This is a genomic window from Pseudenhygromyxa sp. WMMC2535 (assembly GCF_011083025.2).
The window spans coordinates 964,142-980,536 of record NZ_JABJWV010000001.1; the positions used below are offsets into that span (position 1 = coordinate 964,142).

Genomic DNA, 16,395 nt, shown 5'->3' on the forward strand with positions numbered 1-16,395 from the left:
GACGAGCGCCAACTGCTTCGGTGCTCGGCGTCGAAGATCCAAAACAGCGTTCAGTCGACCCTGCCCTCGCTCTGGGCCACCCCGCCAGGAGCCCGGACGGGCATGAAAATATCTCTTTATTTTCAAGTAGATACAAAATTTTGCCTGATAAGGTAAAAAAAATTACCTTAGAAGAGATGACGCCCTGGAGGTTCTACGGCCGCAGGCAAGAACGCGACGAGCTCGCGGCCATCCTCGACCGTCGGCGGTGGTTTTTTGCCCGCATCACCGGCCGTCGACGGATCGGCAAGACGACGCTGATCCAGGAGGCGCTCGGGCGGGGGCCAGCGCGCAAATGCTTTTACGTCCAGATCCCCGACTCGGCGCCCGCGGGGGTCTTGTCCGCGGTCACCGACGCCATGGAGACCTTCGAGGTCGACCCTGCACGCTTCGCCCCGCCCACGAACCTTCGCGCGCTCGCCCAGTCCGTCGGCGACATGGCCCGAGCGGGCTACATCGTCGTCCTCGACGAATTCCAGTACTTCGCGCGCAGGCACCTGTTCGAGTTCACCTCGCACCTCCAGGCGGTCGTCGACGAGCTCGCGCGCCGCTCGAGCGAGGTCCCCGGGGGGCTCTTCGTGCTCGGCTCGCTGCACACGGAGCTCGTCGCGCTGCTCGAGGATCGCTCCGCCCCGCTCTACAACCGAACCACCGACAACATCGAGCTCGGGCACCTCGACGTCGCCTCGATCCTCGACATCCTCGACGCCCACGTCGGCGACTTCGACCCGCACCGCCTGCTCTTTTTGTGGAGCCTGTTCGAGGGCGTCCCCAAGTTCTACCGCGACTGCTTCGAGCAGGGCGCGCTCGCGGCTGAACGCGACGAGCTGCTCCGCGCCATGTTCTTCCGCAGCTCCTCCCCGCTCCGGGGCGAGGCCGACAACTGGTTCCTCAACGAGCTCAGGGGCCGCTACGACGTCATCCTCAAGTACATCTCTCGCAACCCCGGGTGCACCAACGGCGACATCCGCAGCTACGTCGAGAGCGTGAACCCCCAGGGCTCGGAGCAGGTCGGCGGATACATCCAGGCGCTGGCCGGCAAGTTCCGCATGGTCGAGCGCAAGCTCCCGATCTTCGCCAAGCCGAGCGCACGCAACGGTCGCTACTACATCCGGGACAACTTCCTGCGCAGCTGGCTCGGCGCGCTGCACAGCCCCGTGTCCGCGATCAACTTCCGCCCCGAGCCGGTGCTCGTCCAGCAGGCGCGCGAGCACCTCGCCCAGGTCGAGGGCTTCAGCTTCGAGAAGCTCGTGGCCCAGCTCTACGCGGAGCGCAGCCGCGCCGGCGTCGGCGACTTCGAGATGAGCGAGCGCATCGTCGGCTTTTGGGATCGCAAGGGCACCGAGCTCGACCTCGTCGCGCTCAACGAGGACGAGCGACGCGTCCGCATCGCGTCTTGCAAACGAAACCCCGACAAGCTGCTCGCCGACCTCCCCAGCTACGACGGCCACATCGAGCGCTTCGTCGGGCTCCACCCCAGGCGCTTCGCCGACTGGACCGTCGAGCGGGTCGCCCTCGCCCCCTCGCTGTCCGCGGCGCAGCGCGAGAAGATCGAGGCGCGCGGCTACCTGGCACAGGATCTCGGCGATCTGACCCGCGATCTACGCTAGCGACGAGTCGGGGCCGCGAGGCACAGGGGGGCGCTGAACGCCTGGACAAGCGGGCGGGGCTATCTCATTCGCCCGCAGACCGGTAAATTCAGCCCGCCCGCATGGCCAAGAAGAGCACCAAGTTCGGCACCTTCGGCGGTGTCTTCACCCCATCGATCCTCACGATCCTCGGGGTGATCATGTACCTGCGCCTGCCCTGGGTGATCGGCAACGCGGGCCTGTGGGTCGGCCTCGGCGTGATCGCTGCTGCGCACGTGATCTCCGTGACCACGGGCCTGTCGATCTCCTCGATCGCCACCGACAAGAAGGTCGGCGCCGGCGGCCCCTACTACATCGTCTCGCGCAGCCTCGGCCTGCCGATCGGCGGGACCTTGGGCCTGGCGCTCTTCGTCGGGCTCTCGTTTTCGATCTCGCTGTACGTGATCGGCTTTTGCGAGAGCTTCCTGGCCTACTGGGAGATCGAGCCGAACATCGACAACATCCGGCTCTACGGCACGGCGACGATCATCGGGCTGACGGTGGTCACGCTGATCAGCACGAGCTTCGCGATCAAGACCCAGTACGTGATCATGGGGCTGATCGTGGCCTCGCTGGTCTCAATTCTGCTCTCGTCCCAGCCGGCCAACGCCGAGCTCCACCTCCACGCCCCCGAGGGCGGCGCGTCGATCGCCGAGGTGTTCGGGATCTTCTTCCCCGCGGTCACCGGCTTCACGGCCGGCGTGAACATGTCGGGGGACCTGCGCGACCCCAAGAAGGCCATCCCGGTCGGGACCATGGCCGCGATCAGCGTGGGCCTGGTCACCTACGTCGGGCTGGCCGTGTTCTTGGCCTGGAAGGTCCCCGTCGCCGAGATGCTGTCCAACACCGCGGTGCTCTCGGACATCGCGGTGGTCCCGATCGCGGTGATCGGCGGGGTCTGGGGCGCGACCTTGAGCTCGGGCCTGGGCAGCATCATGGGCGCCCCGCGCATCCTCCAGGCCCTGGCCAGCGACCGCGTGATGCCGGTGTTCCTGGCCAAGGGTCACGGCCAGGACAACGAGCCGCGGCGCGCGCTGGTCATCGCCTTCTTGATCGGCGAGGCCGGGATCCTCATCGGCGAGCTCGACGTCATCGCGCGGGTGGTCTCGATCTTCTTCATCGCCACCTACGGGTTCCTGAACATCAGCTGCGCCATCGAGAGCTGGGCGAGCACCGACTTCCGCCCCGAGTTCCGCATCCCGCGGACCGTGAGCGTGATCGGTGCCGCGACCTGCATGCTGATGATGGTCCAGCTCGACATCGCCGCGACCGCCGCGGCGACCCTGCTCTTCGCCGGGCTGTTCTTCTATCTCAAGCGCCGCGAGCTCGCGCTCGAGTCCGGCGACACCTGGGAGGGCGTGTGGTCCTCGCTGGTCCGCTGGGGCCTCGAGCAGCTCCAGTACGGCAGCGGCGGGATCCAGCGCAACTGGCGACCCAACGTGATCGCCCTGAGCTGGCGCGAGCTCGACGACCGCGGGCCGCTGCTCGGCTTTGGCGTCGACCTGATCCGCGACCGCGGCGTGCTCACGGACTTTCGCCTGCGCACGCCCAAGGAGGCCCGGCGCGAGCAGGAGCAAGAGCGCATCCGCGAGGACAGCGAGGAGCGCTCGCGCGACGACGTCCCGAGCGCGCGCTCGGCCAGCCGCAAGCGCTCGGCCAGCCTGTCCGCGAGCTGGTCGGCGAGCTGGTCGCGCTCGGCCCGGGCCAGCAAGGTCGCGCGCCGGATCAAGGGCGAGGCCAGCGACGCGCCGATCGCCGGGCTCTTCGAGCGCACCTTGGAGACCGAGGACCCCTGGTCCGCCGCCCAGGCCATCGCCCGCTTCCACGGCTTCGCCGGCCTCGAGCCCAACACCGTGCTGATGAGCTGGGCGGAGCACCGCCACGACCAGCCCGGCTTCATCGCAACCATCGACGCCCTCGTCGAGCTCGACTACAACCTGCTGCTGCTCGCCCGCGACGAGCACCGCGACTTCGGCGAGCGCGAGCGCATCGATCTGTGGTGGTCCCCGGGCCAGGGCAGCTTCGAGCTCGGCGTGGCGCTGATCCGCTTCTTGAGCCTGTCCGACGACTGGCGCCGGTCCAAGGTCCGCTTCTTGCTGCTCAACGACGACCCCAGCCGCGGCGACGCGCTGTTCAAGTCGGCCCAGCGCGCCCTCGACGACGCCCGCGTCCAGGCCGAGGTCAAGGTGCTCAACAACGCGATCGGCAACCGCCCGCTCGCCGACTGGGTCCGCCAGGAGTCGAGCGAGGCCGATCTCGTGGTCATGGGCCTGCCCCCCGGGCGCCTGGCCAAGCGCCCCGAGCACATCGACGAGCTCGACGCGCTCTTCGCCGACATCGGCAGCGTGATCGTCTGCCGCGCGGGCAGTCACTTCCCCAGCCTGCTCGGCCAGGCCCCGGTCGACACCCGCCGCGAGATCAGCAAGCTCGTGCCCCTCGACGGCGGCGAGCAGGACCTCGAGCTCGCCCCGCTCGAGGCCCCCGAGGCGATCGAGCTCGCCGCCGCCGCGCGCGAGCTCTCGACCACCCACGACGAGCTCGCCCGCGAGTTCCACACCGACTGCCTGGGGCTGATCTACAACCACGACGCGGCGCTGATCGAGCAGCTGCGCGGGGTCGTCGAGCGCGCCTTCGACCAGCTCGGCAAGGCCCTGCGCGAGCGCGCGACGCTGCGCCAGCGCAAGCAGCTCAACAAGATCCAAAGCGGGTTCTTGTTCCAGGCCCGGCGGGCGCTCAGCGAATTCGAGAGCGACCGCCTCGGCGCCCAGGTCGACGCGATCGAGCGCCGCGTCGAGAGCTGGCTCGAGCAGCTCGCCGAGTTCGAGCGCGAGCTGCCCAAGACCCTGATCGTCACCCGCGACCCGGCCGCGCTCGCGCCCTCGCGCGAGGACTCGCCGAGCCTGCGCCGGGCCAAGCGTCGCCTGCGTCGCCGCCACCTCTTCCAGGGCGCGCAGCTCAGCTACAACGTGCCCGTCGCGCCGCTCTACACCTACTACCTGCGCTGGCGCTCGCCGGCGCTGCTCGAGGCCGCGCTCGCCGACATGGCCGGCGACGCCTACCAGGCCATGCTCGAGCTCGGGCGCTCGATCTCCGAGGCCCGCCACGCCCTCGACGAGTTCGCCCTGCGCCTCGTCGAGCTGCCGACCGGCGAGGCCAGCGAGCGCGCCAAGGGAGAGCTCGCCGCGCGCATCGACGAGCGCCGCGAGCTCGTCCTCGCCCGCCTCGACAAGCTCGCGACCCGGACCCGCAAGCAGACCGAGCGCAGCCACGACCTGCTGATGCGAGCCTCGCGGACCTTGGCTCAGAGCTTCGCCGACGACATCGATCGCCTCGACGTCCACGCCCTGCTCGGCGAGCGCCGCCTGCCCAAGCAGGCCGAGGCCCTCACCGGCGGCCTGCCCGACGTCGCCGCGCGCTGGCAGCACAACCGCAAGCTGCTGCTCAACCGCGCCTCCCTCGAGCTGCACAACGCCGGCTTCCAGCACCGCCTGCGGGCGATCGTGGATCGCAGCACCCAGGCGATCTCCCAGGGCATCGAGCGCGGCGTGCTGCGCTCTTGCGAGGAGCTGCGCGGCTACCTGGCCGAGGCCCGGCGGCGGCTGAGCGCGGCGCCCGAGGGCCCCGAACGCGACGAGACCCAGACCCAGACCCAGACCCAGGATCCGGGCCAAGACCACCGCCAGACTCCAGACCAGGCGGGCGAGGCCAGCCCCGGCGAGACCGAGGCCAACCCTGGCCTCGAGCTGCTCGCCAAGCTCAAGCTCAGCCAGGAGCTGCGCGCGAGCTTCGACGACAAGAAGGTCGTCGAAGACCTCGCCCGCGAGGCGCAGATCGCCAGCGCCGAGCTCCCCGACGCGATCGAAGTGCTCGGCGACGACGCGCTCACCGACCTCGAGGAGCACCCCTTCGAGGACAGCGAGGTCCTGACGATCTCCCTGCGCCGGCTGGTCGACTTCCTGGTCCAGGCCGAGTTCATCGACGGCCTGCGCGAGCACACCTCGCGGGCGGCGATGGCCGAGCAGCGCGCCGTGAGCGTGGCCCAGGACGTGCTCCACCTGATCTCCTTCAACCTCAGCGAGTACGAGCACGAGCGCGGCGGCGAGGCGGCGAGCCCGGCGACGGTGATCCCCGTCAGCGTCAGCGGCGAGACCAGCGGCGCGATCTCCCTCGAGCACATCGGCCTCGCCGATCGCATCGGCCCCGTCGTCGACGCCGGCCTCGCCCGCCTCGACGGCGAGCTCCGCCAGCTGCGTCGCCTGACCACGGGCCTCGCCGAGCGCATCGGCGCCCAGCTCGGCAAGATCCTCGATCGCACCGAGGCCTACGCGATCACCGGCTCCGAGGACAGCTTCAAGCTCTACGTCCGCCACGACCAGGGCGGCGGCGGGGCGCTCTCGCGGGTCACCGTGGTCACGCGCTGGGCCGAGGCCCTGTCCAAGCGGGCGCTGGTCGCCCTGCTCTACCGCTGGAGCGCGAGCGTGGTCGAGGCCCGCAAGAGCCGCGAGCCCCGGCCCGACAACCTCGTCGAGCGCACCTTGGCCATGGTCAACGCCTCGAGCCCCTCGCCCGAGCTGCTCGAGTCCCTGCCCTTCTACTACTCCCAGCCCTTCTTGGCCCAGGCGCGGGTCAGCGTCGAATTCTGGATCGGCCGCGAGCAGGAGCTCGAGCAGATCGCCGAGGCGATCCGCAACTGGCGTCAGGACCACCCCGGCGCCCTGGTCATCGTCGGCGAGCGCTGCAGCGGCAAGACCTCGCTGGCCCGCTTCACCGCCCGCAAGCACTTCGACAAGCGCAGCAAGTACAGCCTGTTGCCGCCCCGGGGCGGCAGCGCGGAGCTCGGGCTGTTCAAGGCCCGGCTCGAGAAGGAGCTCCAGCTGTCCGCGGACATCGCCCGGGACTGGGACGAGATCCTCGGGGCCGTGCCCACGGGCAGCGTGATCATGATCCACGACCTCGAGCTGTGGTGGGAGCGCAGCCCCGAGGGCGCCGCGGTCATCGACAAGCTCGGCGAGCTGATCGCCCGCTGGGGCGACCGGCTGTGCTTCATCCTCGAGCTCGACGTCCACGCCTTCGACTTCCTCGGGCGGCTGACGGGGATCGGCGACCAGGCCCTGGCCGTGGTCGAGTGTCAGCCCTTCCCCGCCGAGCAGCTCAAGGAGCTGATCGAGATCCGCCACCGCTCCACGGGCCTGCGCTACAGCCTCGACGAGCGCGAGGAGGAGGCGCTCCCGGCCTGGAACAAGGCCCGGCTGTTCACCCACCACTTCGACAGCAGCGGCGGCTACGTGGGCGTGGCCCTGCAGAGCTGGATCACCCACATCGAGAGCATCAGCGGCGACCGCCTCCAGCTGCGCCGGCCGAGCGCGGTCGACTCCGAGGTCCTCGCCGAGCTGCGCATCGAGTGGGTCGCCCTGCTCTTGCAGTTCATCGTCCACAAGCGCCTGACCCGGGCCCGCCTCGCCCGCGTGACCGGCCTCGACGAGGCTGGGCTCGAGCGCACGCTCTCGACCCTCCAGCGCGCCGGCCTGCTCGTCGTCGACCTCCAGGGCACCTTCGAGATCAACCGCTACGTCCACCACCTGGTGGTCGCGGCCCTGCGCGAGCGGGGGGTGCTCTGATGCTGATGCTCGAGCTCGCCGACCTCGGCTGGTGGCTGCTGCTGATCTTCGTCGGCCTCCCGGTCCTCGCCGCGACCGTCGCCGGCCTGCTGTGGCTGCTTCGGCTCCCGCCCTTTGGTGAGCGCCCAGCCGCGCTGACCCGCGGCGGCGCGCGCCAAAGGGCCAAGGACGAGGGCGTCCACCGCCACGCCTTCACCCTCGCACTGCCCGACGCCGAAGATCCCCTGCACGCCATCGAGCGCGTCAAGCAGCTCGCGATGTGCTCGCACTGGGCCGCGCTCAAGCACGCCCCGGAGATCGACGCCTCGCCAGCGGGCGGCCTCGAGATCCAGGTCTTCGCCCTCGACCGCGAGCACGCCCTCGCCCTCGAGGCCGCCGTGCGCCGCGGCATGTCCCAGCCGCCGCGCCGGGCCTGAGCGCCGCAATCGCCCTCGCTTTCGCCCGAGCCGTCACCGGGCTCACCGAGACGACACCGCGCCGAGTGCCGGCGCTCGTTCTCGCGCCCACCGAGGCCAGACCGCGCGGCCGAGCGCGCAGACTCGCGGCCACGCGCGTCGCAAAATCGTGCACTCTGAATTCATGCGCTTCGACTTTTTCCCTCATGTCGCCGTGGCCCTGACCCTCGTCTCCTCGGCCTGCTCCGACGACGGCGGCGTCGGCGACACCGACACCGCGAGCGGCACGGCCGAGTCCGAGTCCGACACCGCCGAGACCACCGCCGAGTCCGAGTCCGGGTCTTCGGGCAGCGACTCGGACACCGAGACCGACACGGACATCGACACCACCGAGACCGATACCGACACGACCGAGACCACCACCGAGACCGAGACCACCGAGACCGAGACCGGCGATCCCGACGCCTGCAGCGGCTCGTGCGGGAGCCCGGGCTGCCTGCCCTGCCCCGGGGATCCGATGGTCGACGGCGGCGGCTTTCAGATCATGGCCACCGAGGTCTCCAACGCCAGCTACGCGCAATTCCTGGCCGAGAACTTCGACCCCGACTTCCTCGCCGGCTGGATCCCGGAGGTCTGCGCCTGGAAGGAGGGCGACTTCGTCCCCAACCCCTGGGACGACGAGCCCGAGATGCTGCCCGTGGTCGGCGTGGACTGGTGCGACGCCTGGGCCTACTGCTCGTGGGCCGGCATGCGCCTGTGCGGCGACGTCGACGGCAGCGCGGCCTCGCCCGATAGCGTCGACGACCCGATCAACAACCAATGGTTCCGGGCCTGCTCCCAGCTCGGCGCCAAGATCTACCCCTACGGCGTCCTCTACGACGAGACCGCCTGCAACGGCGCGGACGCGGGCTTTGGCCAGCTCACCTTGGTCGGCTCGCTGGCGGACTGCGAAGGCGGCGTGGACGGGCTCTTCGACATGAGCGGCAACGTGTGGGAGTGGACGTCGTCCTGCGCCGAGGAGGACGTCCCCGACGAGGAGCAGGAGTGCCGGCGCCGGGGCGGCTCCTACTTCAGCGACGGCCCCACGGTGCGCTGCGCCATCGACTCGCTGCGCCCGCGCAACCTCCGGGCCTCGAGCCTCGGCATGCGCTGCTGCGAGCTCTGAGGCGCGCGCTGACCGTCACTATCCCCTTCCCCTCGGCCCGAGTCGCGCGCGGCTCGGGCCGAGCCTTTGCTCGCGCAGCCGCTCGCGCGAGGGCGCCGACGACAACCCACGGGGCTCGAGCCCGCGCTCAGGCCTCCGGCAGCAGCGTGCTCAGCCGGTCGATCGCGTGGACCGGCGCGGCGTCGCCGGCCATGAGGTGCGAGATCGACGAGTAGACCAGGCGCTGCTTGGCCACCGGGGTCTTGCCCGCGAAGGCCCCCGAGGTCACCGTCAAGGTGAAGTGACCCGGGCTCCCAATCTCGACCTCGACCTTCGCGTCGGGGAGCTTGGCCACGACGGCGTCGTGGAGCTGCTTGGCGATCGCCTCGGCGCTCATGGCCGGCAGCATGGCACGGCCGCGGCGCGCAGTCGACCAGCTCGCGCCCGGAGGCGTGCGCACGATCGCATGGCTTCCACCGCGGGCTGCTAGACTCGGGCGATGGCCTCGCTCCCCGCCAAAGCCCTCGTCGCCTACGCGCGGGCGCTGATCGAGCGCGGTGAGACGCCCGCGGTCACGCGCGCGGCCGCGGGCAAGGCGAGCGCCCCGGCGCTGATGCGCGGGCTGATCCGCCTGCGCGCCGGTCGGGTCGAGGCCGCCCGGGAGGACCGCAGGCGCGCCGAGGCGAGCCCCGACCCCTGGCTTCAGTACGCCGTGGGCATCCACGCCATGGTCAGCCGCGAGTACCCCGAGGCGCTGCGCCGCTTCGACGCCCTCGCCGACGGCCGCGGGCCGGCGGCCGAGCGCGCGGGCAACCGCGCCCGCTACCTCCGCGACGCCCTCGGCTGCGACGCGGCCCCGCCCCCTCGTCGAGCGCCGCGCGAGCAGCCCGAGCCCGCGCCCTCGCTCGAGCAGCTCGCCCGCGAGGTCGACGAGCGCGAGCACCCCGAGGCCTGGCTGCGCTTCGCCTGCGCCCAGGCCCGGCGCGGCTGCCCGGAGATCGCCGCCCGCGTGTTCGTGCTCCTGCGCGACGAGCTCGCCCCGGCCGAGCTCGCCTGGGCCTGCGACGCCCTCGCCCAGCCCAGCTACCTCGACGGCGGCGCCGCCCCCCGCGAGCTCGCCCCGATCCTCGAGCACCTCGCCGCCCACGCGCTGCTCGAGCGCTCCGGCCCCGGCCTCGCCGAGCTCCACCGCCGCGACGACGAGCTCATCGCCCACGCCTGGCAGACCATCGGCGGCGCCCTCGGCCTGCGCGCGCCGCTGCCCTACTTCGCGTCCACGAAGTGGACCGTGCTCCCGGCGCCCAACCCCCGCGTGCGCCTCGGGACCCCGCGCGCGCCGATCCCCGCGGCCCTGCGCCCGCGCCCGCGCGAGCGCATCGAGGACGTCTGCTTCGCGGGCGAGCCCAGCTCCCGGGGCGCGCCCGTGCTCGACGACGACGCCCTCGCGCGCTTCGTGAGCGAGGGCTACGTCCGCGTCCCCGCCTGCTTCGACCGCGCCTGGGCCCAGGCTCGGATCGCGCGCGCCGTCGCCCAGATCCGCGCCGACCCCAGCGCGAGCGTCGAGCGCTGCCCCGCAAACCACGGCCTCGAGCAGCTCGACCCCGCCCACGCCCGCTCCGTGGCCCTGCCCTACTTCAGCCACGTCGAGGGTGAGGGCTACGACGCCGCCGCGGTCATGCCGAGGCTGTGGCGCGCGATCTTCGAGCTGCTCGGCCCGAGCGCCGAGCCCAAGACCACGCGCTGGGCCGCCAACTTCAAGGTCAACCTCTTCCCCCGCGAGGCCTCGGCCCAGGCGAGCTCCGACAGCGTGCACGTCGACCACCCGCCCGGGGTCCGCTCGCTGCGAGAGATCACCAACGGGCTGATCGGGGTGATGCTCTTCTCCGACGTCGAGGCCGGCGGCGGCGGGACCCTGGCCATCCCGGGCTCCGCCGGCGTGGTCGCCCGCGCCCTCGCCGAGGGGCCCCTCGATCTCGACGACCAGGCGACCGGGCGCGCGCTCGCGGCCGCCTGCACCCGCGCGCCCATCGAGCTCACCGGCGAGGTGGGCGACGTCTTCTTGCTCCACCCGCTGACCCTGCACGGGACCACGCCCAATTTCCGCGAGCAGCCGCGCTGGATGGTCAACCCGCTCATCGAGCTCGAGCGGGCGATCGACCTCGCCGCCGCGCCGCCCTCCCCGGTCGCGCGGCTGATCCTCGCGGCGCTCGCCTAAAAGCTTCCGCCCACGCCGACGCCCATGCCCCCGGGGAGCAGCTGCAGCCGGGGCGAGAGCACGAGGCCGGCCGAGGGCGGCATCGGAGGCAGGGGCTTGCGCTTCCAGCCGCCGGTGCGTTGGTAGCGACGCTGGCGGCGAGCGCCCAAGACGAGCAGCACCGGCGTGGCCACGGCCGCGGCGGAGCCGATCGCCAGCGTGGTCGCGCCGAGGGTCAGCTGGTCGTTGCGCAGGGCCACGATGCCCCCCGGGATCCCGCCCAGGGCCACCAGCAAGGTCAGCGAGCCGATCACCCGCACGCCCCCGCCCTGGGGCAGGCCGATCACCCGATGGCCGATCGCCCAGCGCCGGTGCACGCCGGCGCGCTTGATCCCCAGGTAGAGGCCGCCGCCCGCGAAGGCGAGCAGACCCACCGAGGGGATGATCACCGAGGGCAGCAGCCAGGCCAGATCCGTGTCGTTGCGCAGCCCAGCGACCAACGCCACGCTCGCGCCGACGGCCGTCAGGCCGATGGTCGCGGAGCTGAGCGCCAGCATGCTGCCGCCGTCGTTGGGGGCCGTGCCGGGATCGGGGAAGTAGGGCTGCGCGAGCGGCTGCCTCGCCACGGGCTCCTCTTTCTCCTCCTCGGGCGGCGGCGGGGCGAACTCGATGCCTGGGCTCGCCTCGGCCTGGGGGGCGACCAGCGAGGGCGGCGGCGGCGATGCGCCCTCCACCGGCGAGCCCTTTGGCTCGCCCTCGGGCTCGCTCTCGGGCTCGGGCTCGGCGGGGACGGAGCCAGGCGAAGGCTCGCTCGCCTCGCCCGGCGCGGGACCCTCGGCCAGCGCAGGCCCTTCGGCCAGCGCTGGCCGCTGCGCCGACGCAAAAACCAACGCAGCGCTCAGCGCCAGGGTGAGCCCACGCAGCGACGACCCTCCTCGGCTCAGCCGACGCATCGCCCTCATGCTAGAGCACCGACTGTCGGGAATCCACTGGCCGCGAGATCGGCGGCCAGCGGCGCCCTGTTCACGCCCCCGGCGAGGAAGAGCCGAAGGTGTGATAGTCGTGGCGAGTATAGAAGTCGCAGAGCAGCACCCCCGTTCGGGCGAGCATGTTCTCGACCACCCCAGCCCCAGACGCGCAGGCTTCCAGGGCCTGGAGCTCCTCGGCGATCTCCTCGGCGATCCGCGCCCGAGCGGCGTCCACCCCCACGCGCTGCGCCAGGATCGTCACCGCGTTCGCGCAGCCCTCCGCGAGCTCCTTTTCGTAGGTCTGGAGGTCGTTCGCCAGACGAACGGCGCGCGAGGCATGCAGCACGGCGCGCTCGAGGACGCCGTGCTCGAGCGGGCTCTCCGCGCCGAGCAGCGCCAGCGCCAGCTTGACCATGGGCGGGACGCCCACGCTGTACCAGGCCGCGCTCATGTAGTCCTCGAAAGAGGGCAGCCCCCGCTTCGCGGTCGCCACGGCTTGCAGCTTGCGCCAATAGGCCTCCACGAGCATGCCGCGAACCATGTAGTTGGTCGTCCGCACCCACTCGCTGACCAGCGTGGGGTCGAGCGTCTCGGGCAGGCTCTCGCGCAGCTCGACGAGGCTCCTACAAAGCGGCGACTCGCCGGCGGCCGGCCTGACCTCCCGCAACAGGAGCACGCGCTCGATGTTCACGGCGATCTCGCCCAGCTCGGAGAGCGGGCGCTCGGCCTCGTCCATCGCGTCGTCGAGGGCGAAGATCCACAGCACGAACTGCGTGAGCCGAGCGAGCTCGGCCGCACCGAGCTCGCGGTAGCAGCACGCCAACATCGAGGTCAGCGGCCAGGACCGGGTCGAGACCAGCGCCGAGAACCCATGCCGCGAGCAAAATTCGCTCGCGCTCGCGTGCGCCGCCCGGGCGAGCACCAAGATCTCCTCTCGCTCACCTCGGTCCAGAGACTCGAGGCTGCCCAGCTTGGGGAGTTCCAGCGCGACGACCTCCTTGTCGTCGCAGCGGCTCACGAGCCCTGCCGGTCCCGGAATTCGAGGATGCTCTTGGCCATCTCATCCGCGATCGCTGGCGGAGCGCCGGTCGCAGTCATGGCCTCGTCGAGCTGACTCCAGCGGAAGGCGACGACGTTGATACCCAACCACGACACGGCGGTGGCGATGCCCCGGACCATGCGGTCGTCGGTGAGCACCACCGACTTGCCGCCAGACTTGGCGAGGGCGTCCGCGACCCGCTTGCGCTGCGTGCTGGACAATGAAACGGCTCCCTGGGACACCCCCACGACACACTGAAGGTCTTCGATCCCGTCGAGCGCTTCGACGAACTCGTCCCACTCTTCAGCCGGGACGGTCTTCGACCCAAACTGGGTCAACGAGACCACCCACTTGTCACCGAATATCAAATATCGATGCGTCGGCCCGGCGGCACCGGGAGATAAAATCTCGGCGTTTTCCACAGCTGGAAAGTTATCACTCTCGACCTACCTCAGATCCACAAAAATGGGCCTCCACCTCACGCCAACCCCTTCTATTAATAAAAGAGTGAGCGAAAAAAGATTAAGATAATTAGAAGACTCGGACTCGTTCACCGGTCGGACAGTACGAACATTTGACACTCGGGCACATGGTGCACAATGCCCCAATATCGCCCCACCAAGGCCAAGGCCGGGAGGCTTGGTCGACGAGCTACTCTGGCGCTGAAACACCTTCGAGCGCGCTCCTCATGCGATCTTCACCCTGTCCCCCCGCGCGCTCGTCTCGGTCGTGGCCGCGAATGTGGGCACACAGTGCTCGGCATTGAAGACGTACCCGAGCAAACAGAGCATTCGCGAATCGACGACCAAAGCCATACCCCAAACACGCCGCGCGAAATACGCACACCCTGATACTCCGTCCACCCACCCCTTCGCGAAGTCGGTGATGTCCCAGACATCAAATGCTCGACAGAGGCCGCGCAGTTTACGCGACCCTTTCGGTGCCAGCGGGCTCAATCCTCGCCGATGATCTCGACCTCGGTCTCGAGCCGGACGCCGCTGTGTCCCTCGACCTCGGCGCGCACGTGCTCGATCAGCGCGAGCAGATCCGCGGCCGTGCAGGCCGGCGCGACCTCGCGGTCGACCACCAGCCAGTTGGCGTGCTTGGTCGAGACCACCGCCCCGCCCCGGCGCGCGCCCTTGAGCCCCGCGGCCTCGATCAGCCGGCCGGCGTAGTCGCCCTCGGGGTTCTTGAAGGTGCTGCCGTTGTTGGGCACGCCCTTGGGCTCGCGCTCGTGTCGACGCTTGCGCAAGCCGGCGACCTCGGCCTCGATCTCCTCGCGCGGGCGCGGGCGCAGCTCGAGGGTCGCCGCGATCACGATCTCCTCGCGCGGGAGCTCCGAAGCCCGGTAGCGGAAGCCGCAGGCCGCGTGGTCGCGGGTGATCTCGCGGCCGTCGCGGTCGAGGCTGCGGACCTCGGTGACGACGTCGGTGAACTCGCCCAGGTAGGTGCCGGCGTTCATGATCAGCCCGCCGCCGACGCTCCCGGGCACGCCGCCCAGAAATTCGACGCCGCCCAGCGACCAGGCCGTGGCCTGGGTCAGCAGTCGGCCCGTGGACGCGCCGGCCTCGACGTCCACGCGAGTCGGGTGCTGGTCCGGCGCGGGCCGCCACACCCGATTGATGCGCCCGAGGTTGATCACCACCCCACGCAGGCCGCCGTCGCGGACCAGCAAGTTGGTGCCGCTGCCGACGAAGTGCACCGGGAGCTCGGCGCCGCGACAGGCCGCGAGCAGGGCCCGGGCGGCCGCGATGGTCCGCGGCCGGGCCCACAGATCCGCGGGCCCGCCCAGGCGCAAGGTGGTGTGCTTGGCCATGGGCTCGTCGAGGCGCAGCTCCATGGCCGCGAGATCGTCCTCGCGCAAGCCCGGCTGGCCCGGCCCGCTCGGCTCGCGCAGCCGCGCCAGCAGCCCAGCGCCGCGCGCCTCCACGCTCAGACCCCCCGACCCTCGACCAGCGCGTGGCTGACCCGGGTGATGCTGCCAGCGCCCAAGGTGAGCACCAGGTCTCCAGCGCGGCAGCTCGCGCGCAGCAGCTCGCAGGTCGCGGGGATCAGCGCGTCGGCGTCACCGGCCTCGACCACGAGGACCTCGCGCCCAGGGCGACGCGCGCGGGCGAGCTCGGCCAGGCGGGCGCTGCTGATGCCCTCGATCGGGCGCTCGCCGGCCGGGTAGATCGGGGTGAAGACCACGAGCTCGGCGGCGTCGAGGGAGGCCGCGAAGTCCTCGAGGTGGTCGCGGACCCGGGAGTAGCGGTGGGGCTGGAAGACCGCGACCAGGCGGCGCTCGGGGTAGGCGTCGCGGGCCGCGGCCAAGGTCGCGCGCAGCTCCGTGGGGTGGTGGCCGTAATCGTCGATCACCGCCACGCCATCGACCTCGCCGCGCCAGGTGAAGCGGCGCTGGACCCCCGCGAACTCGCGCAGAGCCTTGCGGCTGACCGCCGTCGACACGCCCTGCTCGTCGCACAAGGCGATCGCCGCGAGGGCGTTGAGCACGTTGTGGCGCCCGGGCATGGACAGCTCGAACTCGCCGCGGTCCTCGCCGTGGGCGAGCACCCGAAAGTAGCTGTGGCCCCCGGCCGCGCGCAGCTGCGTGGCCCGGTAGTCCGCGTCCTCGCTGTCGATGCCGTAGCTGACCGTGCGCTTGACCATGCGCGAGGCGACGGCGCGCACGTTGGGGTCGTCGACGCAGATCGCCGCCATGCCGTAGAAGGGCACGCGGTTGGCGAAGCCCACGAAGGCGTCGAGCAGCCTGTCGAGAGAGCCGTAGTGATCGAGGTGCTCGGCGTCGATGTTGGTGATGATCGCGTGGGTCGGCGAGAGCACCAGGAAGCTGCCGTCGCTCTCGTCGGCCTCGGCGACGAAGACCTCGCCGTAGCCCAGGCGCGCGTTGGAGTCGAAGCCGTTGACCTTGCCGCCGATCACCACCGTGGGGTCGAGGCCCGCCTCGTGGAGCACCGCGGCGACCATGCTCGTGGTCGTGGTCTTGCCGTGGGAGCCGGCGACGAGCAGGCCCTGCTTGAGGCGCATGAGCTCGCCGAGCATCTCGGCCCGGGGGATCACGGGGATCTTGCGCGCGCGCGCGGCGACGACCTCGGGGTTGTCCGGGCGGATCGCGCTGGAGATCACGACGACGTCGGCGTCGCCCAGGTACTGGTCCCCGTGGCCGCGGTGGATCGTCGCCCCAAAGCCGACCAGGCGCCGGGTGATCTCCGTGTCCGCGAGGTCCGTGCCCGTGACGCGATAGCCGAGGTTGACGAGGACCTCGGCGATGCCGCTCATGCCGATGCCGCCGATGCCGACGAAGTGAATGTGTGTGTCTCGCTTGCGGAACATGCCTGCTCGATCGGCGAAGGGGGCACTCTACACAGGC

The 16,395-nt window shown here is 71.1% G+C and carries 11 protein-coding genes; 5 read left to right on the forward strand and 6 right to left on the reverse strand.

The features are described 5' to 3' along the window. Nucleotides 1-176 precede the first annotated feature (176 nt). The 4 genes from G6O69_RS03535 to G6O69_RS03550 all read left to right on the forward strand — a co-directional run bounded on the left by G6O69_RS03535 (nt 177) and on the right by G6O69_RS03550 (nt 8,845). Nucleotides 177-1,649: an ATP-binding protein gene (locus G6O69_RS03535; RefSeq protein WP_172302117.1), complete on the forward strand. Its 1,473-nt coding sequence runs from the start codon at nt 177-179 to the stop codon at nt 1,647-1,649. Between the two features lie 101 nt (nt 1,650-1,750). Further along, entirely contained in the window at nt 1,751-7,285 is a 5,535-nt protein-coding gene (locus G6O69_RS03540) for an amino acid permease (RefSeq protein ID WP_172302118.1), read from the forward strand. Next, the gene (locus G6O69_RS03545) at nt 7,285-7,701 is read left to right on the forward strand and encodes a hypothetical protein (RefSeq protein WP_172302119.1); all 417 of its coding nucleotides are present in this window, start codon (nt 7,285-7,287) and stop codon (nt 7,699-7,701) included. The genes G6O69_RS03540 and G6O69_RS03545 overlap by 1 nt, the downstream gene beginning before the upstream one ends. A gap of 163 nt (nt 7,702-7,864) precedes the next feature. Further along, nucleotides 7,865-8,845: an SUMF1/EgtB/PvdO family nonheme iron enzyme gene (locus G6O69_RS03550; RefSeq protein WP_172302120.1), complete on the forward strand. Its 981-nt coding sequence runs from the start codon at nt 7,865-7,867 to the stop codon at nt 8,843-8,845. A 127-nt stretch (nt 8,846-8,972) separates the two neighbouring features. Here G6O69_RS03550 and G6O69_RS03555 read toward each other — a convergent pair whose 3' ends face one another. Beyond that, nucleotides 8,973-9,284 (reverse strand): BolA/IbaG family iron-sulfur metabolism protein, encoded by a 312-nt coding sequence (locus G6O69_RS03555; RefSeq protein WP_346016999.1) that lies wholly within the window; start codon nt 9,282-9,284, stop codon nt 8,973-8,975. A 39-nt stretch (nt 9,285-9,323) separates the two neighbouring features. Between G6O69_RS03555 and G6O69_RS03560 the strand changes: the two genes are divergently transcribed. Continuing rightward, complete coding sequence (locus G6O69_RS03560; RefSeq protein ID WP_172302122.1) at nt 9,324-11,039, forward strand: phytanoyl-CoA dioxygenase family protein; 1,716 nt, start codon at nt 9,324-9,326, stop codon at nt 11,037-11,039. On the opposite strand, the gene G6O69_RS03565 is transcribed toward G6O69_RS03560, so the two are convergent. The 5 genes from G6O69_RS03565 to murC form a co-directional block, all read right to left on the reverse strand. Continuing rightward, complete coding sequence (locus G6O69_RS03565; protein ID WP_172302123.1) at nt 11,036-11,971, reverse strand: hypothetical protein; 936 nt, start codon at nt 11,969-11,971, stop codon at nt 11,036-11,038. The genes G6O69_RS03560 and G6O69_RS03565 overlap by 4 nt on opposite strands. A 70-nt stretch (nt 11,972-12,041) precedes the next feature. After that, nucleotides 12,042-13,004 (reverse strand): terpene synthase family protein, encoded by a 963-nt coding sequence (locus tag G6O69_RS03570; RefSeq protein ID WP_172302124.1) that lies wholly within the window; start codon nt 13,002-13,004, stop codon nt 12,042-12,044. Next, nucleotides 13,001-13,372, reverse strand: a complete 372-nt coding sequence (locus G6O69_RS03575; protein ID WP_176396605.1) for a hypothetical protein — start codon at nt 13,370-13,372, stop codon at nt 13,001-13,003. The genes G6O69_RS03570 and G6O69_RS03575 overlap by 4 nt, the downstream gene beginning before the upstream one ends. 605 nt (nt 13,373-13,977) lie before the next feature. Then, complete coding sequence (murB, locus tag G6O69_RS03580) at nt 13,978-14,955, reverse strand: UDP-N-acetylmuramate dehydrogenase (RefSeq protein ID WP_346017000.1); 978 nt, start codon at nt 14,953-14,955, stop codon at nt 13,978-13,980. A gap of 2 nt (nt 14,956-14,957) precedes the next feature. After that, a complete protein-coding gene (murC, locus tag G6O69_RS03585; RefSeq protein WP_172302126.1) occupies nt 14,958-16,358 on the reverse strand; it encodes a UDP-N-acetylmuramate--L-alanine ligase in 1,401 nt (466 codons plus the stop codon). Nucleotides 16,359-16,395 lie beyond the last annotated feature (37 nt).